This window comes from Streptococcus gwangjuense, assembly GCF_003627155.1.
GTDB lineage: Bacteria > Bacillota > Bacilli > Lactobacillales > Streptococcaceae > Streptococcus > Streptococcus gwangjuensis.
In genome coordinates this window covers 191,327-211,583 of record NZ_CP032621.1, presented here as the reverse complement: position 1 = coordinate 211,583, position 20,257 = coordinate 191,327, and the positions used below count along the sequence as shown (strand labels likewise).

Annotated in this window: 24 protein-coding genes; 9 read left to right on the top strand and 15 right to left on the bottom strand. The window is 42.7% G+C overall.

Going from position 1 to position 20,257, the window contains the following annotated elements:
* Positions 1-37 precede the first annotated feature (37 nt).
* Entirely contained in the window at positions 38-112 is a 75-nt protein-coding gene (locus D7D53_RS10110) for a hypothetical protein (protein WP_232610068.1), read from the bottom strand.
* 293 nt (positions 113-405) lie between these two features.
* On the opposite strand from D7D53_RS10110, the gene gatC reads away from it, so the two are divergent.
* The 6 genes from gatC to nusB all read left to right on the top strand — a co-directional run bounded on the left by gatC (position 406) and on the right by nusB (position 5,134).
* The gene (gatC, locus tag D7D53_RS00940) at positions 406-708 is read left to right on the top strand and encodes an Asp-tRNA(Asn)/Glu-tRNA(Gln) amidotransferase subunit GatC (protein ID WP_000705419.1); all 303 of its coding nucleotides are present in this window, start codon (positions 406-408) and stop codon (positions 706-708) included.
* The gene (gatA, locus tag D7D53_RS00935; RefSeq protein WP_120769841.1) at positions 708-2,174 is read left to right on the top strand and encodes an Asp-tRNA(Asn)/Glu-tRNA(Gln) amidotransferase subunit GatA; all 1,467 of its coding nucleotides are present in this window, start codon (positions 708-710) and stop codon (positions 2,172-2,174) included. Before gatC ends, gatA begins: the two co-directional genes overlap by 1 nt.
* Positions 2,174-3,616 carry an Asp-tRNA(Asn)/Glu-tRNA(Gln) amidotransferase subunit GatB gene (gene gatB, locus D7D53_RS00930; RefSeq protein ID WP_120769840.1) on the top strand — a complete coding sequence of 481 codons (1,443 nt, stop codon included), beginning with the start codon at positions 2,174-2,176 and terminating at the stop codon, positions 3,614-3,616. The genes gatA and gatB overlap by 1 nt, the downstream gene beginning before the upstream one ends.
* 128 nt (positions 3,617-3,744) lie before the next feature.
* Complete coding sequence (efp, locus tag D7D53_RS00925; RefSeq protein WP_000568643.1) at positions 3,745-4,305, top strand: elongation factor P; 561 nt, start codon at positions 3,745-3,747, stop codon at positions 4,303-4,305.
* A 21-nt stretch (positions 4,306-4,326) separates the two neighbouring features.
* The gene (locus D7D53_RS00920; protein ID WP_000510575.1) at positions 4,327-4,716 is read left to right on the top strand and encodes an Asp23/Gls24 family envelope stress response protein; all 390 of its coding nucleotides are present in this window, start codon (positions 4,327-4,329) and stop codon (positions 4,714-4,716) included.
* Positions 4,709-5,134 carry a transcription antitermination factor NusB gene (gene nusB / locus D7D53_RS00915; RefSeq protein ID WP_000203638.1) on the top strand — a complete coding sequence of 142 codons (426 nt, stop codon included), beginning with the start codon at positions 4,709-4,711 and terminating at the stop codon, positions 5,132-5,134. Before D7D53_RS00920 ends, nusB begins: the two co-directional genes overlap by 8 nt.
* Before the next feature lie 112 nt (positions 5,135-5,246).
* Here the strand turns inward: nusB and D7D53_RS00910 are convergent, their stop codons facing one another.
* The 13 genes from D7D53_RS00910 to D7D53_RS00850 all read right to left on the bottom strand — a co-directional run bounded on the left by D7D53_RS00910 (position 5,247) and on the right by D7D53_RS00850 (position 15,808).
* The gene (locus tag D7D53_RS00910) at positions 5,247-6,014 is read right to left on the bottom strand and encodes an acetyl-CoA carboxylase carboxyl transferase subunit alpha (RefSeq protein WP_049487035.1); all 768 of its coding nucleotides are present in this window, start codon (positions 6,012-6,014) and stop codon (positions 5,247-5,249) included.
* Positions 6,011-6,877, bottom strand: coding sequence for an acetyl-CoA carboxylase, carboxyltransferase subunit beta (accD, locus tag D7D53_RS00905; protein WP_120769839.1), 867 nt, complete (start codon positions 6,875-6,877; stop codon positions 6,011-6,013). The genes D7D53_RS00910 and accD overlap by 4 nt, the downstream gene beginning before the upstream one ends.
* A 36-nt stretch (positions 6,878-6,913) precedes the next feature.
* Positions 6,914-8,281, bottom strand: a complete 1,368-nt coding sequence (gene accC / locus D7D53_RS00900; protein WP_120769838.1) for an acetyl-CoA carboxylase biotin carboxylase subunit — start codon at positions 8,279-8,281, stop codon at positions 6,914-6,916.
* Between the two features lie 11 nt (positions 8,282-8,292).
* Positions 8,293-8,715 carry a 3-hydroxyacyl-ACP dehydratase FabZ gene (gene fabZ / locus D7D53_RS00895; RefSeq protein ID WP_120769837.1) on the bottom strand — a complete coding sequence of 141 codons (423 nt, stop codon included), beginning with the start codon at positions 8,713-8,715 and terminating at the stop codon, positions 8,293-8,295.
* Complete coding sequence (gene accB / locus D7D53_RS00890; protein ID WP_049492973.1) at positions 8,712-9,197, bottom strand: acetyl-CoA carboxylase biotin carboxyl carrier protein; 486 nt, start codon at positions 9,195-9,197, stop codon at positions 8,712-8,714. The genes fabZ and accB overlap by 4 nt, the downstream gene beginning before the upstream one ends.
* Before the next feature lie 2 nt (positions 9,198-9,199).
* Complete coding sequence (fabF, locus tag D7D53_RS00885; protein WP_120769836.1) at positions 9,200-10,435, bottom strand: beta-ketoacyl-ACP synthase II; 1,236 nt, start codon at positions 10,433-10,435, stop codon at positions 9,200-9,202.
* Positions 10,436-10,456: 21 nt separating this feature from the next.
* Positions 10,457-11,188 carry a 3-oxoacyl-[acyl-carrier-protein] reductase gene (gene fabG / locus D7D53_RS00880; protein WP_120769835.1) on the bottom strand — a complete coding sequence of 244 codons (732 nt, stop codon included), beginning with the start codon at positions 11,186-11,188 and terminating at the stop codon, positions 10,457-10,459.
* Positions 11,189-11,228: 40 nt separating this feature from the next.
* Complete coding sequence (gene fabD, locus D7D53_RS00875) at positions 11,229-12,152, bottom strand: ACP S-malonyltransferase (protein ID WP_120769834.1); 924 nt, start codon at positions 12,150-12,152, stop codon at positions 11,229-11,231.
* Positions 12,145-13,119, bottom strand: coding sequence for an enoyl-[acyl-carrier-protein] reductase FabK (gene fabK / locus D7D53_RS00870; protein ID WP_120769833.1), 975 nt, complete (start codon positions 13,117-13,119; stop codon positions 12,145-12,147). The genes fabD and fabK overlap by 8 nt, the downstream gene beginning before the upstream one ends.
* A 117-nt stretch (positions 13,120-13,236) precedes the next feature.
* On the bottom strand, positions 13,237-13,461 hold the full coding sequence (locus D7D53_RS00865; protein WP_000257838.1) for an acyl carrier protein: 225 nt from the start codon (positions 13,459-13,461) through the stop codon (positions 13,237-13,239).
* 59 nt (positions 13,462-13,520) lie between these two features.
* Positions 13,521-14,495, bottom strand: coding sequence for a beta-ketoacyl-ACP synthase III (locus D7D53_RS00860; RefSeq protein WP_120769832.1), 975 nt, complete (start codon positions 14,493-14,495; stop codon positions 13,521-13,523).
* Entirely contained in the window at positions 14,495-14,929 is a 435-nt protein-coding gene (fabT, locus tag D7D53_RS00855; protein WP_000386356.1) for a fatty acid biosynthesis transcriptional regulator FabT, read from the bottom strand. The genes D7D53_RS00860 and fabT overlap by 1 nt, the downstream gene beginning before the upstream one ends.
* A gap of 93 nt (positions 14,930-15,022) precedes the next feature.
* Positions 15,023-15,808, bottom strand: a complete 786-nt coding sequence (locus D7D53_RS00850; RefSeq protein ID WP_120769831.1) for an enoyl-CoA hydratase — start codon at positions 15,806-15,808, stop codon at positions 15,023-15,025.
* A 209-nt stretch (positions 15,809-16,017) separates the two neighbouring features.
* On the opposite strand from D7D53_RS00850, the gene D7D53_RS00840 reads away from it, so the two are divergent.
* From D7D53_RS00840 to serS, 3 genes are all read left to right on the top strand, one after another.
* Entirely contained in the window at positions 16,018-17,382 is a 1,365-nt protein-coding gene (locus D7D53_RS00840) for an aspartate kinase (protein ID WP_084864830.1), read from the top strand.
* 2 nt (positions 17,383-17,384) lie between these two features.
* The gene (locus D7D53_RS00835) at positions 17,385-17,756 is read left to right on the top strand and encodes a DUF956 family protein (RefSeq protein WP_000079350.1); all 372 of its coding nucleotides are present in this window, start codon (positions 17,385-17,387) and stop codon (positions 17,754-17,756) included.
* Positions 17,757-17,969: 213 nt separating this feature from the next.
* Positions 17,970-19,244, top strand: coding sequence for a serine--tRNA ligase (serS, locus tag D7D53_RS00830; protein ID WP_120769829.1), 1,275 nt, complete (start codon positions 17,970-17,972; stop codon positions 19,242-19,244).
* Between the two features lie 24 nt (positions 19,245-19,268).
* Here the strand turns inward: serS and D7D53_RS00825 are convergent, their stop codons facing one another.
* Entirely contained in the window at positions 19,269-20,168 is a 900-nt protein-coding gene (locus D7D53_RS00825; protein ID WP_120769828.1) for a TDT family transporter, read from the bottom strand.
* Positions 20,169-20,257: the final 89 nt, after the last annotated feature.

The window sequence follows — 20,257 nt, the reverse complement described above, 5'->3', positions numbered from 1 at the left end:
TAAAAAATAGCTCGTTAACTCGCCAAAGTTAGGACGGCTATTTTTTTGTCTCTTTTACCAATTCAAGGATGAACTTCAGGAGCGTGATAACAAAGTTACCAGCTACAAACATGAGTGTCAAAACCTCAAAGGGTGACAAATCTGGTTACTCCTTTCTACTAAGATTTTACGGGTTCTGCACATAAGCATCACCATCCTTTCGATTTCGTAACCACCGTCTTCACTTCTCTGTTACACCATTGTACCATATAATTCCCCCTTTGAAATCCTCTTTTCAAATTAATCACCATTAAGACACATTCTCTAGCCTCCACCTGTCTTTTTTCACCTTTCCCTCCCTTATTTATAGGAAAATATGGTAAAATAGAACAGACTAAAAATCATCATTTCACGAAAGGATGCAAGATGAAAATTACGCAAGAAGAGGTAACACACGTTGCCAATCTTTCAAAATTAAGATTCTCTGAAGAAGAAACTGCTGCCTTTGCTACGACCTTGTCTAAGATTGTTGACATGGTTGAATTGCTGGGCGAAGTCGACACAACTGGTGTCGCACCTACTACAACTATGGCTGACCGCAAGACCGTACTCCGCCCTGATGTGGCCGAAGAAGGAACAGACCGTGATCGCTTGTTTAAAAACGTACCTGAAAAAGATAACTACTATATCAAGGTACCAGCTATCCTAGACGATGGAGGAGATGCCTAATGACTTTTAACAATAAAACCATTGAAGACTTACATAATCTCCTTGTCTCTAAGGAAATTTCAGCAACTGAATTAACACAAGCTACGCTTGAAGATATCAACTCTCGCGAAACAGCTATCAACGCTTTCGTCACAATCGCTGAGGAGCAAGCCCTTGCGCAAGCTAAGGCTATTGATGAAGCTGGAATTGACGCTGATAATGTCCTTTCAGGAATTCCACTTGCAGTTAAGGATAATATCTCTACAGATGGTATCCTCACAACTGCTGCCTCAAAAATGCTCTACAACTACGAGCCAATCTTTGATGCGACAGCCGTTGCCAATGCAAAAGCCAAGGGTATGATTGTCGTCGGAAAGACCAACATGGACGAGTTTGCCATGGGTGGATCAGGTGAGACTTCTTACTACGGTGCCACTAAAAATGCTTGGGACCAGACCAAGGTTCCTGGTGGTTCATCAAGTGGTTCCGCTGCAGCTGTAGCCTCAGGACAAGTCCGCTTGTCACTTGGTTCTGATACTGGTGGTTCTATCCGCCAACCTGCTGCCTTCAACGGGATTGTTGGTCTTAAACCAACCTACGGAACAGTTTCACGTTTTGGTCTCATTGCCTTTGGTAGCTCATTAGACCAGATTGGACCTTTTGCACCAACTGTTAAGGAAAACGCCCTCTTGCTCAACGCTATTGCTAGCGAAGATGCCAAAGACTCTACTTCTGCTCCTGTTCGCATTGCCGACTTTACTTCAAAAATCGGTCAAGACATCAAGGGCATGAAAATCGCTTTGCCTAAAGAATATCTTGGCGAAGGAATTGACCCAGAGGTTAAAGAAACCATCCTGAATGCGGCCAAACATTTTGAAAAACTTGGTGCTATCGTTGAAGAAGTCAGCCTTCCTCACTCTAAATACGGTGTTGCGGTCTACTACATCATCGCTTCATCTGAGGCTTCATCAAACTTACAACGCTTTGACGGTATCCGTTATGGTTACCGCGCAGAGGATGCAACCAATCTTGATGAAATCTATGTAAACAGCCGTAGCCAAGGTTTCGGTGAAGAGGTGAAACGTCGTATCATGCTAGGTACTTTCAGCCTTTCATCAGGTTACTATGATGCCTACTACAAGAAGGCTGGTCAAGTTCGTACCCTCATCATCCAAGATTTCGAAAAAGTCTTTGCAGATTACGACTTGATTTTGGGCCCAACTGCTCCTAGTGTTGCCTATGACTTGGACTCACTCAACCACGACCCAGTTGCTATGTACTTGGCTGACCTCTTGACCATCCCAGTCAACTTAGCTGGTCTGCCAGGAATTTCGATTCCTGCTGGCTTCTCTCAAGGTCTACCTGTTGGACTGCAATTGATTGGTCCTAAGTACTCTGAGGAAACCATTTACCAAGTTGCTGCTGCTTTTGAAGCAACAACAGACTACCACAAACAACAACCCGTGATTTTTGGAGGTGATAACTAATGAACTTTGAAACAGTCATTGGACTTGAAGTCCACGTAGAGCTCAACACCAATTCAAAAATCTTCTCACCTACTTCTGCCCACTTTGGAAATGACCAAAACGCTAACACTAACGTGATTGACTGGTCTTTCCCAGGAGTTCTGCCAGTTCTCAACAAAGGTGTTGTCGATGCCGGCATCAAGGCTGCTCTTGCCCTCAATATGGACATCCACAAAAAAATGCACTTTGACCGCAAGAACTACTTCTACCCTGATAATCCAAAAGCCTACCAGATTTCTCAGTTTGATGAGCCAATCGGTTACAACGGCTGGATTGAAGTGGAACTAGAAGATGGTACGACTAAGAAAATCGGTATCGAACGTGCCCACCTAGAAGAAGACGCTGGTAAAAACACCCACGGTACAGATGGCTACTCTTATGTTGACCTTAACCGCCAAGGGGTGCCCTTGATTGAGATTGTATCTGAAGCAGATATGCGTTCACCTGAAGAAGCCTATGCTTATCTAACAGCCCTCAAGGAAGTCATCCAGTACGCTGGTATTTCTGACGTTAAGATGGAAGAAGGTTCTATGCGTGTGGATGCCAACATCTCTCTTCGTCCTTATGGTCAAGAGAAATTCGGTACCAAGACTGAGTTGAAGAACTTGAATTCCTTCTCAAATGTCCGCAAGGGGCTTGAATATGAAGTCCAACGTCAAGCTGAAATCCTTCGCTCAGGTGGTCAAATCCGCCAAGAGACACGCCGTTACGATGAAGCCAACAAAGCAACCATTCTCATGCGTGTCAAGGAAGGTGCTGCAGACTACCGCTACTTCCCAGAACCAGACCTACCTCTCTTTGAAATCTCAGACGAGTGGATTGAGGAAATGCGTACAGAGTTGCCAGAGTTTCCAAAAGAACGCCGTGCTCGCTACGTCTCTGACCTCGGCTTGTCAGACTACGATGCTAGCCAGTTGACTGCAAATAAAGTCACTTCTGACTTCTTTGAAAAAGCTGTTGCTCTTGGTGGTGATGCCAAACAAGTTTCTAACTGGCTCCAAGGTGAGGTTGCTCAGTTCTTAAATGCCGAAGGTAAGACACTGGAACAAATCGAGTTGACACCAGAAAACTTGGTTGAAATGATTGCCATCATCGAAGACGGCACTATTTCATCTAAGATTGCCAAGAAAGTCTTTGTCCACCTTGCTAAAAATGGCGGTGGCGCGCGTGAATACGTGGAAAAAGCAGGTATGGTTCAAATCTCAGATCCAGCTGTCTTGATTCCAATTATCCACCAAGTCTTTGCCGATAACGAAGTCGCAGTTGCCGACTTCAAGTCAGGCAAACGAAACGCAGATAAGGCCTTTACAGGATTCCTTATGAAAGCAACCAAAGGCCAAGCCAACCCACAAGTTGCCCTTAAACTCCTTGCCCAAGAATTGGCCAAGTTGAAAGAAGATTAATATATAAAAAACCAGCCCTGAGGTTGGTTTTTTCTCCCCTACCATCTCCCAATAACTATTTTGGCTTTATTTCCAGAAGATTTTATGGTAAAATGAAGAGTAATAATATTTATTAAAGAGGTAAAAACATGATTGAAGCAAGCAAATTGAAAGCTGGTATGACATTTGAAACTGCAGACGGAAAATTGATCCGCGTTTTGGAAGCTAGCCACCACAAACCAGGTAAAGGAAACACAATCATGCGTATGAAATTGCGTGATGTCCGTACTGGTTCTACATTTGATACAAGCTACCGTCCAGAAGAAAAATTCGAACAAGCTATTATCGAAACTGTGCCAGCTCAATACTTGTACAAAATGGATGAAACTGCCTACTTCATGAACACTGAAACTTACGACCAATACGAAATTCCAGTCGTAAACGTTGAAAATGAATTGCTTTACATCCTTGAAAACTCTGATGTGAAAATCCAATTCTACGGAACTGAAGTAATCGGTGTAACTGTACCAACTACTGTTGAATTGACAGTTGCTGAAACACAACCATCTATCAAAGGTGCTACTGTCACAGGTTCTGGTAAACCAGCAACTATGGAAACTGGACTTGTTGTCAACGTTCCTGACTTCATCGAAGCTGGACAAAAATTGATCATCAACACTGCAGAAGGAACTTACGTTTCTCGTGCCTAATCTCTAGAAAGAGGTCATTCTATGGGAATTGAAGAACAATTTGGCGAAATCGTTATCGCTCCACGTGTACTTGAAAAAATCATTGCCATCGCAACTGCTAAAGTTGATGGTGTCCACTCATTTTCAAATAAATCCGTATCTGATACCCTATCAAAACTCTCTCTTGGTCGTGGCGTCTACTTAAAAGAAAGCAACGAAGAACTAACTGCTGACATCTATCTCTACCTTGAGTACGGTGTGAAGGTACCAAAAGTGGCTCTTGCTATTCAAAAAGCAGTCAAAGATGCTGTCCGTGATATGGCTGATGTGGAACTTGCTGCTGTCAACATCCATGTTGCAGGAATCGTTCCAGATAAAACACCAAAACCTGAGTTGAAAGATCTATTTAACGAGGACTTCCTCAATGACTAGTCCATTATTAGAATCTAGACGTGAACTTCGAAAATGCGCTTTTCAAGCTCTCATGAGCCTTGAATTCGGCACAGATATGGAAACAGCTTGTCACTTTGCCTACACGCATGACCGTGAAGATGCAGATGTGCAAATCCCTGCCTTTCTTCTGAACTTGGTTTCTGGCGTTCAAGCTCAAAAAGACGAGTTGGATAAACAAATCAATCAGCACCTCAAGTCAGGCTGGACAGTTGAGCGCTTGACCTTGGTCGAAAAAAACTTACTACGCTTAGGTATCTTTGAAATCACATCATTTGATACACCTCAGCTGGTAGCAGTCAATGAAGCCATTGAACTCGCTAAGAATTTTTCAGATCAAAAATCAGCCCGCTTTATCAACGGACTGCTTAGTCAATTTGTAACTGAAGAAAATGAATAATCGAAAGGTGTTTGGTCTTCCAAGCACCTTTTACTTCGTCCTTGATACAGAGTCAGAACCACATAAAAACTAGAACTGACTGCCAGTTCTAGTTTTTGCGTATTCTGAGGTATTAGTATTTTCTAAATCGTTGATAGCGTTCTTCCAACAACGCTTCTAACGGTTTTTGCGAAAGTCTAGCTAGCTCAGCTTGGAGTTCTTTTTTGACATTCTTAATTAATTCTTTGCTAGAAAGTCCTGCTTCAGAAATCACCTTGTCCACCACGTCCATTTCTAGCAGTTCATGAGAAGTGATTTTCATCAGCTCTGCCGCTTCCATGGCACGAGTTCCATCCTTCCATAGAATGGAAGCAAAGCCTTCTGGGCTGAGAATGGCATAGATAGAATTTTCCAGCATCCAGACACGGTCTGCAACTGCTAGAGCCAAAGCTCCACCTGAACCACCTTCACCGATAATGATAGCGATAATCGGAACTTTCAGATCACTCATTTCCATAAGATTGCGAGCGATAGCTTCCCCTTGACCGCGTTCTTCCGCTCCCACACCAGGATAGGCACCTGCAGTATTGATAAAGGTCACAACTGGACGGCCAAATTTTTCAGCCTGTTTCATCAACCGTAGGGCCTTGCGATAGCCTTCTGGATGTGGTTGTCCAAAATTCCGTTTTAGATTGTCTTGCAAGCTCTTGCCTTTTTGGATACCAACCACTGTGACAGCTTGATCTCCAAGCCAGCCAATACCACCGACAACTGCACCATCATCACGAAAAGAACGGTCACCGTGTAATTGGATAAATTCATCAAAAATGCCTGTCGCAAAGTCCAAGGTTGTCAAGCGACTCTGCTCACGCGCTTCTCTGACTATTTTTGCAATATTCATCTAGGACACCCTCCATGCAATCTGACTAGGCTAGCAATCGTATCTGGCAAATCTCTTCTTTTGACAATAGCATCCACAAAGCCATGTTCCAATAGGAATTCTGCCTTTTGGAAATCCTCAGGTAAGCTTTCACGAACCGTATTTTCAATCACACGACGCCCAGCAAAACCAACCAAGCTCTGTGGTTCAGCTAGAATAATATCTCCTTCCATAGCGAAAGAAGCCGTTACACCACCTGTCGTTGGATCTGTCAAAATAGTCAGATAAAAGAGACCTGCATTTGAATGGCGTTTAACTGCTGCAGAAATCTTGGCCATCTGCATAAGACTCATGATTCCTTCCTGCATACGGGCTCCACCAGACGCTGTGAAGAGAACAACTGGCAACTGTTCAACAGTCGCATACTCAAACAAGCGAGTGATTTTTTCACCTACAACCGTCCCCATAGAAGCCATGATAAAATTGGAATCCATAATCCCAAGAGCCACAGTCTGACCTTTAATAAGAGCAGTTCCTGTCACAACAGCTTCATCCAGTCCTGTTTTTTCACGCATAGTTGCTAGTTTCTTTTGATAACCAGGGAAATGCAAGGGATCCTTGCTTTCAATCCCTGTAAACAATTCCTTAAAGGTTCCCATATCAATCGTCAAAGCCAAGCGTTCTTGGGCAGAAATACGAAAGGTATAGCTACAATGCGGACAGATACGTTCACTTCCCAGATCCTTCTGATAAATGGTATACTTACAGCCAGGACACTGGGAGAATAATTCATCTGGAACCTCTGGCTTGGCTTGAGGTTTTTCCCTAACCGAACGATTGGGATTAATTCGAATATACTTATCTTTTTTACTAAATAGAGCCATTGATTCCCCTTTTCGGTTTAAACTCTTGAAGTCATTTTATTCTTTTTCTTGATACTTAGGTAAGAATGTTTCCATCAAGAAAGAAGTATCGTAATCTCCAGCAATAACATTGCGATCTGAAATGAGGTCAAGCTGGAAATCTGCATTGGTCTGCACTCCTTCAATCTCTAATTCATAGAGGGCACGTTGCATTTTCATCAAGGCGTCAAAACGATTTTCACCGTGAACGATGATTTTAGCAATCATACTATCATAATAAGGTGGAATGGTATAGCCTGGATAAACTGCTGAATCCACGCGCAAGCCAACTCCACCACTTGGCAGATGGAGATTAGTAATCTTACCTGGACTAGGAGCAAAGTTGAAGGCTGGATTTTCTGCATTGATACGACACTCGATGGCATGACCGCGTAGGACAATATCTTCTTGCTTAACAGACAGAGGCTGACCTGCCGCAATGCGAATCTGTTCCTTAACGATATCCACACCTGAAACAAATTCTGTTACCGGATGTTCTACCTGAACACGAGTATTCATTTCCATGAAATAGAAATTGCCACTTGCTTCATCAAGCAGAAACTCAATGGTCCCTGCATTCTCATAGCCAACAGACTCTGCCGCTCGAACAGCAGCAGCACCGATTTCATGGCGCAACGTTTTTCCGATTGCAATCGAAGGACTTTCTTCCAAAACCTTTTGGTTATTCCGTTGAAGAGAACAATCCCGTTCCCCCAAGTGAATCACATTCCCGTGCTCATCTCCTAGGATTTGAACCTCGATGTGACGAGCTGGATAGATGACCCGTTCTATGTACATGGCACCATTGCCATAATTGGCCTTGGCTTCACTAGAGGCAGTTTCAAAGGCTGATACGAGGTATTCTGGTTTTTCAACCTTACGAATCCCTTTACCACCACCACCTGCTGAAGCCTTGAGCATAACAGGATAGCCAATTTTTTCAGCAACAATCAAAGCTTCCTCAGAGTTATGCACTTCTCCATCCGAACCTGGTATAACAGGCACGCCTGCTTTGATCATCTGAGCGCGCGCATTAATCTTATCCCCCATCATATCCATAACATGGCCAGATGGACCGATAAACTTGATTCCCACCTCTTCGCACATAGTTGCAAATTTGGAATTTTCACTGAGAAATCCAAAACCGGGGTGAATGGCTTCTGCCTCAGTCAAGACTGCAGCTGATAGAACCGCATTAATATTGAGATAAGACTCTGTAGGCTTACCAGGACCGATACAAACCGCTTCATCTGCCAAAAGCGTATGAAGGGCTTCCTTATCAGCAGTTGAATAAACCGCCACCGTTGCAATCCCCAATTCACGCGCCGCACGGATAATACGAACCGCAATTTCACCACGATTGGCAATTAAAATTTTTCGAAACATGGAGAACCTCCTTAGTTCCCTATTGCAAAGGTAAGAGTACCACTAGCTGCAAGCTTGCCATCCACTTCAGCCTTTGCTTCAACCACGGCAATGGTGCCACGACGTTTTACAAAAGTCGCTGTCATAACCAATTGGTCACCAGGTACAACTTGCTTCTTAAACTTGACCTTATCCATACCAGCGTAAAAGACCAGTTTCCCCTTATTTTCAGGTTTTGATAACTCCAATACACCAGCTGTTTGCGCCAAGGCTTCCATAATCAGAACACCTGGCATGACAGGGTATTGAGGGAAATGACCATTAAAGAAGGGCTCATTGATGGTCACATTTTTGATGGCAACAATGGTGTCCTCGCGCACTTCCAAGACACGGTCTACTAGTAGCATAGGATAACGGTGGGGAAGGGCTTCTTTGATTCCTTGAATATCGATCATTTGATACGTACCAATCCTTTACCAAACTCAACCATTTCTTCGTTAGAAACGAGAATTTCCGTTACCACACCATCCTTAGGTGCTGGAATTTCATTCATGACTTTCATGGCTTCGATAATCACCAATGTTTGACCTTTTTTAACACTATCACCAACTGTTACAAAGGCAGGTTTATCTGGACCAGCAGCCAAGTAAGCCACCCCAACAAGTGGACTCTCTACAACATCTCCCTCAGCAGCTACGCTTGCTTCTGCTGATGACGAAGTTTCTTCTATTACAGTTTCTACTGGAGCAGATGTAGGAGCTACTGGACTTGGTGTTGCTAGAACAGGCGCTGGAGCGGCTTGAGATGCAACTTCAGACACCAGTCTAGCTTCATTCTTGCTAAACTGCAACTCATCCGTCCCATTTTTATAAGAAAATTCTCTCAAACTTGACTGGTCAAATTGGGCCATCAAGTCTTTAATATCGTTTAAATTCATAGTTATTTATTCTCCCAACGTTTGAAAGCAAGAACTGCATTGTGGCCACCAAAACCAAAAGTATTTGAAATGGCGTATGGAATTTCTTGCTCCAAGCCTTGTCCATAAACGACATTGGCTTCGATATAATCTGATACTTCACTTGTTCCAGCTGTCATTGGTACAAAGTTATGACGCATGGCTTCGATTGTGACAATAGCTTCTACCGCGCCTGCAGCACCCAGCAAATGTCCTGTGAAAGACTTAGTTGATGATACAGGTACTTCCTTACCAAGAACAGCTACGATCGCACCACTTTCTCCTTTTTCATTAGCAGGAGTTGACGTTCCGTGAGCATTGACATAGGCTACTTGCTCTGGAGAAATCTCAGCTTCTTCCAAGGCTAGTTTGATGGCCTTGATAGCTCCCTGACCTTCTGGATGAGGAGAAGTCATATGGTAGGCATCACAAGTATTTCCGTAACCAACTACTTCAGCAAGGATGGTTGCCCCACGTTTTTCAGCGTGTTCAAGACTTTCAAGAACCAACATCCCTGAACCTTCACCCATAACAAACCCATTGCGGTCCTTATCAAATGGAATAGAAGCACGAGTTGGATCCTCTGTAGTAGAGAGAGCTGTTAGGGCTTGGAAACCAGCAATAGCAAAAGGTGTGATAGAGGCTTCTGAACCACCTACCAACATAACGTCTTGGAAACCAAATTTAATTGAGCGGAAGGCATCCCCAATCGCGTCATTTGATGAAGCGCAGGCAGTATTGATAGATTTGCAAACACCGTTTGCTCCAAAACGCATAGCAACATTTCCTGAAGCCATATTTGGCAAGGCTTTTGGAAGGGTCAATGGTTTCACACGTTTTGGTCCTTTGTCATTTAGGCGAAGCACTTGATCTTCAATTTCCTTGATTCCACCAATACCAGAGGCAACGATAACACCAAAACGATCTTTATCAAGAGCCTCTACATCCAAATTGGCATGATTAACAGCTTCTTGGGCTGCATACAAGGCATATAAAGAATAATTATCAAAACGATTGGTATCTTTCTTAACAAAGTATTTATCAAAAGGAAAATCTTGGATTTCTGCCGCATTATGCACATCAAAGTCACTATGATCAAATTTTGTTATTGGACCAATTCCGATGTTTCCAGTTGTCAAACTATTCCAAAATTCTTCTGGTGTATTTCCGATTGGAGATGTTACTCCATAACCTGTTACCACTACGCGATTTAATTTCATCTTTTTCACCTCTAGCTTCTGCTACATACTTAAGCCACCATCAATGGCAACTACTTGACCAGTTAGATAATCTTGGCCTGCTAAAAATACTGTCAAATCTGCAACCTGCTCTGCTTGCCCAAATTCTTTCATAGGAATTTGTGCCAGCATAGCATCTTTTACCTTGTCTGATAGAACAGCTGTCATATCGGACTCAATCATTCCAGGTGCAATAGCATTAACCCTGATATTGCGATTGGCCACTTCACGCGCCACAGACTTGGTAAAACCAATCAAACCAGCCTTAGAAGCTGCATAGTTAGCTTGACCGATATTTCCCATCAAACCAACAACACTAGACATATTAATGATAGCACCTTCTCTGGCTTTCATCATCGATTTCAAGACTGATTGTGTCATGTTAAAAGCTCCAGTCAAGTTAACCTTGAGCACTTTTTCAAAATCCGCTTCTGTCATCTTGAGCATCAGGGTATCTTGGGTAATCCCTGCATTGTTGACCAAAACATCTACTGAACCTAGCTCTGCAATAGCTTGCTCAACCATACGTTTAGCGTCTGCAAAATCTGATACATCTCCTGAAATAGGAACCACCTTGACACCATAGTTTGAAAACTCAGCGAGCAATTCTTCTGAAATTGCACCACGACTGTTTAAGGCAATGTTGGCTCCTGCTTGAGCAAACTTATGGGCAACGGCAAGACCAATTCCACGACTCGAACCTGTAATAAAGATATTTTTATTTTTTAGTTGCATTCTTTTCTCCTGTTTCCTCTTGTATTTGTGGGAGAAGGGATTACTCGTTTTCTAGCAAGGCTTCCAAACTCGCCTGATCTTCAACATTGGCTAGTTTAGCCGTTTTATCAATTTTTTTGACAAAGCCTGACAAGACTTTCCCTGGGCCAATCTCGATAAAGTTGGTTACTCTTGCTTCTTGCATAACTGCAATACTTTCATAGAAACGAACTGGTTCCTTGACCTGACGCGTCAAGAGTTGAACTATATCTTCTTTTTGCATGACAGCAGCTTCTGTATTGCCGACTAAGGGACAAGTGAAATCTGAAAAACTTACCTGAGCTAGAGTTTCAGCTAGTTTCTGGCTAGCAGGCTCAAGGAGAGCGGTATGAAAGGGACCTGACACCTTGAGGGGAATCAAGCGTTTAGCCCCTGCTTCCTGCAAGAGTTCGACAGCTCGATCAACTGCAACCACTTCTCCACCAATCACGATTTGTGCAGGTGTATTATAGTTGGCTGGGGTAACCACTCCAAATTCAGAAGCTTTTTGACAGGCTTCTTCAATGACCTCTACTGGCGTATTGAGAACTGCCACCATCTTGCCAGAGCCAGCAGGGGCCGCTTCTTCCATATAGGATCCACGCTTAGCTACCAAGGCAACCGCATCTTCAAAATCCAAGGCGCCACTGGCCACCAAGGCAGAGTATTCTCCAAGAGACAAACCAGCAACCATATCAGGCTGATAGCCCTTTTCTTGCAATAAACGGTAGATAGCAACCGATGTCGCTAGAATGGCTGGTTGCGTATAGCGAGTCTGATTGAGTTTTTCTTCTTCCCTATCAATAAGATAACGCAAATCATAACCGAGCACCTGACTCGCTTGATCAATCGTTTCTGTGACAATAGGGTAGTGATCATAGAGATCCCGTCCCATACCTAGATACTGGGCACCTTGGCCAGCAAACAAAAAGGCCGTTTTAGTCATTTCTTACAACTCCTGCCCAACGAGAGGCTTCTTCTTGAATTTTCTTAGCTGCTCCGTAATACAAATCTTTTAGGATTTCTTCAACGGTTTCTTCTTTGGAAACAAGCCCAGCAATCTGACCTGCCATGACAGATCCGCCATCTACATCACCGTGAACAACTGCTTTGGCTAGTGCACCTGCTCCCATTTGTTCAAAAATTTCCAAGTCTGGATTTTCTTGTTTAAAGGCATCTTTCTCAGCTTTTTCAAAATCACGAGTCAATTGATTTTTAATAGCTCGAACAGCATGTCCAAAGTGTTGAGCTGAAATTGTAGTATCAATATCTCTAGCTTTTAAAATTTTCGCCTTATAATTTGGATGGGCATTAGACTCTTTTGCAACGACAAAGCGAGTTCCAACCTGAATAGCTTCTGCACCTAGCATAAAGCCAGCAGCAGCACCTTCACCATCCGCAATCCCTCCTGCAGCAATAACAGGAATAGATACAGCAGCAGTAACCTGGCGCACCAAGGTCATGGTTGTTAATTTCCCAATGTGTCCTCCAGCTTCCATTCCTTCTGCAATAACAGCGTCCGCACCGATTTTTTCCATGCGTTTAGCTAGGGCAACACTTGGCACAACAGGAATAACCGTAATACCAGCTTCATGGAAACGTTCCATGTATTTGCTTGGATTTCCTGCGCCTGTTGTCACTACCTTAACACCTTCCTCGATAACGAGGTCTACAATATCTTCCACAAAGGGAGACAAGAGCATAATGTTGACACCAAAGGGTTTATCTGTCAATGATTTGATTTTATCAATATTTGCCTTGACAACTTCTTTAGGGGCATTCCCCCCACCGATAATCCCTAGTCCTCCAGCCTTGGAAACAGCCCCTGCCAAATCACCATCAGCAACCCAGGCCATCCCTCCTTGGAAAATAGGATAATCAATGTTCAATAATTCTGTAATACGCGTTTTCATAGTGCCTCCATCGTTTCTTGCTTACGTAATAGTTCGATACCGTCATAATTTGACAATCAAACTATTGCCTAAACAAGAGGGAGCGGGTTTCCCTACTCCTTCTATCTTATATTCTGCTTATTTTGTTTGCTCTTCAACGTAGGCAACCAAGTCACCAACTGTTTTCAAGTCATCTTCTGCTTCGATTTGGATATCAAAAGCATCTTCGATTTCTGAGATTACTTGGAACAAGTCCAATGAATCTGCGTCCAAATCATCAAAAGTTGATTCAAGTGTTACTTCTGATGCGTCTTTTCCAAGTTCTTCAACGATAATTTCTTGTACTTTTTCAAATACTGCCATGATAGGACTCCTTTAAAATAAATAGTTTTTTTATAACAATGTGTTCACCACATGATTACCTAAATTGTAAGAATGAGCGTGCCCCAGGTCAAGCCTCCACCGAAGCCTGATAGTAGAACAGTCTGGCTACCATCTAAACGGATGAGGCCTTGTTCTACACACTCTGAAAGTAAAATCGGGATACTGGCTGCACTGGTATTGCCATATTCCATCATATTGGCTGGAAGTTTATCTCGGTTAACACCGATTTTTCTAGCCATTTTATCCAAAATACGGTCATTAGCCTGATGAAGTAGCAGATAATCCAAGTTTGTCGCCTCTATAGGAGATTCATCAATAGTCTGCTTGATAGACTTGGCTACGTCCCGAATAGCAAAATCAAAGACTGCGCGCCCATCCATCTTCAAAAATGAATCTGCACTTTCTTGATCTGAAAATGGAGAATGTAACCCCGAATGTCCATAAGTTAGACACTCGCTACGACTCCCATCACTATTGAGACTCTCAGCCAAAAAATGCTCTTTCTCGCTAGCTTCTAGCAAGACTCCACCAGCACCATCTCCAAACAAAACAGCTGTTGATCGGTCTGACCAATCGACTGCTTTAGAGAGGGTTTCACTACCAATCACCAAGCCTTTTTGAAAGCGACCAGAAGCGATAAACTTTTCAGCAGTTGAAAGAGCAAATACAAATCCACTGCAAGCTGCTGTTAGGTCAAAAACAAAGGCCTTATTAGCACCAATATTGGCTTGGACACGAGCAGCTGTTGAGGGCATCATCGAATCTGGAGTAATGGTAGCTAGGATGATAAAATCCAACTCCTCTCCTGTGATTCCAGCTTTTGCCATCAGTTTCTTGGCAACCTCTGTAGCTAAATCACTAGTAGATTCTGTTCTTGAAATATGTCTTTGACGTATTCCCGTCCGACTTGAAATCCACTCATCATTGGTATCCATAATCTGAGCCAAATCATGATTTGTAACCACTTGCTCTGGCACATAATGAGCAACCTGGCTTATTTTTGCAAAAGCCATTATCTCAAATCCTCCAAAAATTGATAAAGATTAGTCAAACCTTTGCTCATAACCTCCATTTCTTGCTTACTCATACCATCAATGATTTTTTCAACCATGGCCTTGTGGAAGCGTTTATGTAGCCTATGAACCAAGCGACCTTTCTTTGTCAAATGCAGATGTACCACACGTCGATCATGTTCTGAGCGAATCCGTTCAATGTAACCCTTGCGTTCGAGATTATTCAAACTAGTCGTAACTGTCCCAAGAGTCACCATCAACTCTTTTGACACTTGACTTGGTGTCACATCTGGAACTTTTCCAATCACATCAATCGTATGCATTTCTTTGATGGAGATATCCTTGAAACGACTACCCCTCAAGCTAACTTCCTCAATAACGAGGACATTGTTAAATATAGACGTTAAATATTCATTAATTCGTTGGTAGTCCAATCTTTCCTTCCCTCCTTTTCAAAAAAACTTTTAGAATCAAAACATTTGACAAGAAAATTATATCAAAGTTCAAAGAATGGTGCAAGTATTTTTTTATTTTCCTGTAAATTTAGGTCTTCTTCTTTCCGAATGAGCCCGAACTCCCTCTTTGAAATCCTCTGTTTGGGCCAAGGACGCCTGTAGGTTCAGTTCTAAAACAGCATAATCTTGCCAATCTTTAAATTGACTCTCCCACACCAACTTCTTAATGGCAGCATAGGAATTACTTGAGCCACGTCTTAATTTTTTAAGAAGCTGTTCTCTCGTCTTTTCAAGTTTATCAGCTTCACAGACACGGTAAACTAGGCCCCACTCTAAAGCTTTGTCTGCTGTTAAAGCTTCTCCTGTCATAGCTAATTGAACAGCACGCGTCACACCAATACTACGACTCAATAGATGAATCCCACCTGCATCTGGAGCTAAGCCAACTCCAACAAAAGCTTGGATAAATTTAGCCTTATCCGTTGCCAGACAGAAATCTGCAGCAACAGCCATATTCGCTGCGGCACCTGCAACAGCCCCATCAACCTCCATCAAGACAGGTTTAGCAATTTGCTTGATTTTATAAGAAATAGTATTGACCAATTCTGCGATTTTCGTCAATGATGGAATATCATCCTCATCCACCGCCCGCTTCATCTCTACTAAATCTCCCCCAACTGAAAAGACTTTGCCATTCGCGTTGATTAATACAAAATGCACAGCCGGATCCTCTTCTGCCAAACTCAGAGCTTCTAAAATCTCCTCACACATAGGAATATGAAAACCATTTGCGACCTCAGGACGATTCAAGGTAAGGATTGCCAAATCCTCTTCAAGCTGATAAATAACGTGTTCCATCTGGACTCCTTTTTGTTTTATAAGCAGTTTAAATTATTTTATTTTCAAAGTATATCTTTTTTAAAATCAGAAAGCAAGAAAAAATCAACTGAAAGTGTCTCAGCCGATAAGAAAGGCTCGCTTTGTCCTAGAAAGCATCTTATTTTCTTCATTGAAAAAAGGCTTTCTTTCTGCTATAATCGTATAAAATACTTACTTTAGGAGTTCTTATGAAAGTTGTTAAATTTGGAGGTAGCTCTCTTGCCTCTGCTAGTCAATTAGAAAAAGTTTTAAACATCGTCAAAAGCGATCCAGAGCGTCGTTTTGTAGTCGTTTCTGCGCCTGGTAAACGCAATGCTGAAGATACTAAGGTTACGGATGCCTTGATTAAATACTACCGTGATTATGTCGCTGGTAACGATATTAGCAAGAGTCAAAACTGGATTATCGACCGCTATGCCGCTATGGTTAGTGAATTGGGACTGAAGCCAGCTGTTCTTGAGAAAATTTCAAAAAGCATTCGCGCCTTGGCCACTCTTCCTATCGAAGAAAATGAATTTCTCTACGATACTTTCCTAGCAGCTGGTGAAAATAACAATGCTAAATTGATTGCTGCCTACTTTAATCAAAATGGGATCGATGCACGCTATGTGCACCCTAGAGAAGCTGGTATTGTGGTCACAAGTGAACCTGGTCACGCTCGCATCATTCCATCAAGTTATGATAAGATTGAAGAATTGACAAATACAAATGAAGTTCTTGTCATTCCTGGTTTCTTTGGAGTTACCAAGGAAAATCAAATCTGTACCTTCTCACGTGGAGGATCTGATATCACTGGTTCTATCATTGCTGCTGGTGTAAAAGCCGACCTCTATGAAAACTTTACAGACGTTGATGGTATCTTTGCTGCCCACCCTGGTATTATCCACCAACCACACTCAATCCCTGAGTTGACCTATCGTGAAATGCGTGAGTTGGCCTATGCAGGATTCTCAGTCCTTCATGATGAAGCTCTTCTACCTGCCTACCGTGGAAAAATTCCTCTAGTTATCAAGAATACCAACAATCCTGACCATCCAGGTACTCGTATCGTTCTAAAACACAGTAGTGATGAATTTCCAGTTGTGGGAATTGCTGGTGACTCAGGCTTTGTCAGCATCAACATGTCTAAATACCTTATGAACCGTGAGGTTGGATTTGGACGCAAGGTTCTTCAAATCCTTGAAGATCTTAACATCGGTTGGGAACATATGCCAACAGGTATCGACGATCTTTCAATCATCCTCCGTTCTCGCGAACTAACTCCTATCAAGGAAGAAGAAATCCTTCGTCAGTTGGTTCAAAAGGCTGAAGTAGACCATGCAGAAATCGAGCACGACCTTTCAATCATTATGATTGTTGGAGAAAAGATGAAGAGCCATATCGGTGTCACTGCTACTGCGACACGCGCTTTATCTGAAAATAAGATCAACATCCAGATGATGTCTCAAGGTTCTAGTGAAGTGTCTATCATGTTTGTTGTCCATAAGGACCAAGAGAAAGCAGCTATTAAAGCCCTCTACAATGCCTTTTTCGGTGAAAGTAAGGAAGACTAAGCATGGCTCAATCACTTAACAAAACAGTGCTCCTCAATACGACAGGTACCTCCTACCTCTCTATAGCTGGAAAAGTTGGGAAATTCCTTGTCGGAGATCAGGCTCTGGAATTTTACCCCGATGTCAATGTTGAACAATTTATCCAGATTCCTTGGAGCCATATCAACCAAATTGGAGCTAATGTTACTGGTCGCAAAATCAGTCGCCACTTCGAAGTCTTTACAGACAGAGGAAAATTCCTCTTTGCTTCAAAAGACTCAGGTGCCATTCTCAAAATTGCGCGTGAAAAATTGGGCAATGACAAGGTCGTCAAACTTCCGACCCTGATTCAAACCATTAGTCAAAAATTTAAAAATCTATTTGCAAAAAAGTAGAAACTTTAGTATAATCATAGCAACGGATAAGTAGGTTATCTTCTTCTTTCAGAAAGTCTGCGGGTGCTGCGAGCAGATAGGAGGGATAGGTGAAATTCTACCGTTAGTAACAATTGCATACACAATCAAGTGCACACCTGTGAAGTTGGATGGAACCGTGGCCCTGCCACTCCAACGCTTTGTCAGGTGTGCTTTTTTCATAAAGGAGTTCTTATGTTAGATATCAAACGTATTCGTACAGACTTTGATGCTGTCGCAGAAAAATTGGCTACACGTGGTGTAGATGCTGCTATCTTAAACGAGATGAAAGAAATCGATGCTAAACGTCGTGAGATTTTAGTCAAGGTTGAAACTCTCAAGGCTGAACGTAACACAGTTTCTGCTGAGATTGCCCAAGCTAAGCGCAACAAGGAAAATGCAGATGACAAGATTGCTGCCATGCAAACTCTATCTGCTGAAGTCAAAGCCTTGGATGCTGAATTGGCAGAAATCGATGCTAAATTGACAAAATTTACCACTACTCTCCCAAATATTCCAGCTGACAGTGTTCCTGTTGGGGCTGATGAAGATGACAATGTGGAAGTTCGCCGTTGGGGCACTCCACGCGAGTTTGACTTCGAACCAAAAGCTCACTGGGATCTTGGTGAAGATCTTGGTATCCTTGACTGGGAACGCGGTGGTAAGGTAACGGGCGCTCGCTTCCTCTTCTATAAAGGTCTCGGTGCTCGTTTGGAACGTGCCATCTACAACTTTATGTTGGATGAACATGGAAAAGAAGGCTATACTGAAGTCATCACACCTTACATGGTTAACCATGATTCTATGTTTGGTACTGGTCAATATCCAAAATTCAAGGAAGATACTTTTGAACTCAGCGACAGCAATTATGTTCTTATTCCTACAGCCGAAGTTCCTCTGACAAACTACTACCGTGATGAAATCCTTGATGGTAAAGACCTACCAATCTACTTCACTGCTATGAGTCCATCATTCCGTTCTGAGGCTGGTTCTGCTGGTCGTGATACTCGTGGCTTAATTCGTTTGCACCAATTCCACAAGGTTGAAATGGTTAAATTTGCCAAACCAGAAGAATCTTATGAAGAATTGGAAAAAATGACAGCTAACGCTGAAAATATCCTTCAAAAACTGAACCTTCCATACCGTGTCGTTGCGCTCTCTACAGGAGATATGGGCTTCTCAGCTGCTAAAACTTACGACTTGGAAGTTTGGATTCCAGCGCAAAATACCTACCGTGAAATCTCAAGTTGTTCAAATACAGAAGATTTCCAAGCCCGTCGTGCCCAAATCCGTTACCGTGATGAAGCAGACGGCAAGGTGAAACTCCTCCATACCTTGAACGGTTCTGGACTTGCAGTTGGACGTACAGTGGCTGCTATTCTTGAAAACTATCAAAATGCAGATGGTTCTGTGACCATTCCAGAAGTACTTCGTCCATACATGGGTGGAGCTGAAGTTATCAAACCATAAAAAATAAGGTTTAGCTATTTCTAGCTAGACCTTTTTTCGTAACCAATTCAGATAAGCGCCCAATACAAAGAATAAAATAATTAAGCAAATAGCGGTTTCAGCCAGTACCAAATAATCCAAAAATGGAAGTTTCAAGATTCCCTGAGCCATCTTGAGCGAAGTAGCTGTGATAATGGTTGGGAAGGTGAGGGCTGAGAAGGCTGGTTGAAAGCCTTGTTTTAAAATATTGGGCAGACGAGTCAAAACAAAGAAAAAGAAGAATTGGGAAGCCAAGATCATGACAATCAAGAGCCAAGTTGGTAGACTCTCTCCTCCAACTCGAACCAGGGAAGCCAAGAGTAGAGAGAAGGGAGCACAGTAGATTCCTTCTTGTCCAAGCAAGGCTAGTGGGAGTGGATGTTTCTTTAAATCGCTATAAATAAGTGGATAGAGATAGAAGGTTAGGAGAAAACCAAAACTCAAGGTCGCATAGGCAATTTCTATGATGCCTACCAGAGGATAAGTCAAGGCTGCCACTGCTATCCCCACATAGAGAACCGTCCAGCTTGGAGTCGCATGAACCCTCCGCCCCGGATAGGCAAATTTGATAGTGAAGCCAGCAATCAGAGCCACATCCAAGAGAAATGAAAACCACCAGAGCCCTTGCGCTACCAAAGGAAGATGAGGGAAGACGCGAAAAACATAGGTAGATAAAATCATCCCAGCCATGGGAAAGGTCGCCATTCCTGACAAAAGAGGGGGCTTGGTCAATTCTTGCTTGGTTTCCTTCCAATTAAAGAGATGCAGCATTAGAAAGTAAGTCCACAAAACCAAACCTGTCAGACTAAACAGATGGGACAGAACCGGCAACGTATCTAACATAAGATTTCCAGCTCCTGCCAAACCTAGCAAACAACCAGAAAATACCAAGGGGAGTTTTTTCATCCTAACCTCCAATAATCATGTTAGTTTCAGTATAGCATAAAAGCGATTAAATGAGGACTAAAAAAACGAAGTCCAATTATTTCAGACTT

Bases quoted from the DNA above. Each gene is read 5' to 3' on its own strand.
- accB (WP_049492973.1), bottom strand. From the start codon at position 9,197: ATGAATTTAAACGATATTAAAGACTTGATGGCCCAATTTGACCAGTCA.
- D7D53_RS00840 (WP_084864830.1), top strand. From the start codon at position 16,018: ATGAAAGTTGTTAAATTTGGAGGTAGCTCTCTTGCCTCTGCTAGTCAA.
- D7D53_RS00860 (WP_120769832.1), bottom strand. From the start codon at position 14,495: ATGGCTTTTGCAAAAATAAGCCAGGTTGCTCATTATGTGCCAGAGCAA.
- D7D53_RS00910 (WP_049487035.1), bottom strand. From the start codon at position 6,014: ATGAATATTGCAAAAATAGTCAGAGAAGCGCGTGAGCAGAGTCGCTTG.
- accD (WP_120769839.1), bottom strand. From the start codon at position 6,877: ATGGCTCTATTTAGTAAAAAAGATAAGTATATTCGAATTAATCCCAAT.
- fabF (WP_120769836.1), bottom strand. From the start codon at position 10,435: ATGAAATTAAATCGCGTAGTGGTAACAGGTTATGGAGTAACATCTCCA.
- fabG (WP_120769835.1), bottom strand. From the start codon at position 11,188: ATGCAACTAAAAAATAAAAATATCTTTATTACAGGTTCGAGTCGTGGA.
- fabZ (WP_120769837.1), bottom strand. From the start codon at position 8,715: ATGATCGATATTCAAGGAATCAAAGAAGCCCTTCCCCACCGTTATCCT.
- gatA (WP_120769841.1), top strand. From the start codon at position 708: ATGACTTTTAACAATAAAACCATTGAAGACTTACATAATCTCCTTGTC.
- efp (WP_000568643.1), top strand. From the start codon at position 3,745: ATGATTGAAGCAAGCAAATTGAAAGCTGGTATGACATTTGAAACTGCA.
- fabD (WP_120769834.1), bottom strand. From the start codon at position 12,152: ATGACTAAAACGGCCTTTTTGTTTGCTGGCCAAGGTGCCCAGTATCTA.
- nusB (WP_000203638.1), top strand. From the start codon at position 4,709: ATGACTAGTCCATTATTAGAATCTAGACGTGAACTTCGAAAATGCGCT.
- D7D53_RS00825 (WP_120769828.1), bottom strand. From the start codon at position 20,168: ATGAAAAAACTCCCCTTGGTATTTTCTGGTTGTTTGCTAGGTTTGGCA.
- gatC (WP_000705419.1), top strand. From the start codon at position 406: ATGAAAATTACGCAAGAAGAGGTAACACACGTTGCCAATCTTTCAAAA.
- D7D53_RS00920 (WP_000510575.1), top strand. From the start codon at position 4,327: ATGGGAATTGAAGAACAATTTGGCGAAATCGTTATCGCTCCACGTGTA.
- D7D53_RS00865 (WP_000257838.1), bottom strand. From the start codon at position 13,461: ATGGCAGTATTTGAAAAAGTACAAGAAATTATCGTTGAAGAACTTGGA.
- D7D53_RS00850 (WP_120769831.1), bottom strand. From the start codon at position 15,808: ATGGAACACGTTATTTATCAGCTTGAAGAGGATTTGGCAATCCTTACC.
- fabK (WP_120769833.1), bottom strand. From the start codon at position 13,119: ATGAAAACGCGTATTACAGAATTATTGAACATTGATTATCCTATTTTC.
- D7D53_RS00835 (WP_000079350.1), top strand. From the start codon at position 17,385: ATGGCTCAATCACTTAACAAAACAGTGCTCCTCAATACGACAGGTACC.
- accC (WP_120769838.1), bottom strand. From the start codon at position 8,281: ATGTTTCGAAAAATTTTAATTGCCAATCGTGGTGAAATTGCGGTTCGT.
- gatB (WP_120769840.1), top strand. From the start codon at position 2,174: ATGAACTTTGAAACAGTCATTGGACTTGAAGTCCACGTAGAGCTCAAC.
- serS (WP_120769829.1), top strand. From the start codon at position 17,970: ATGTTAGATATCAAACGTATTCGTACAGACTTTGATGCTGTCGCAGAA.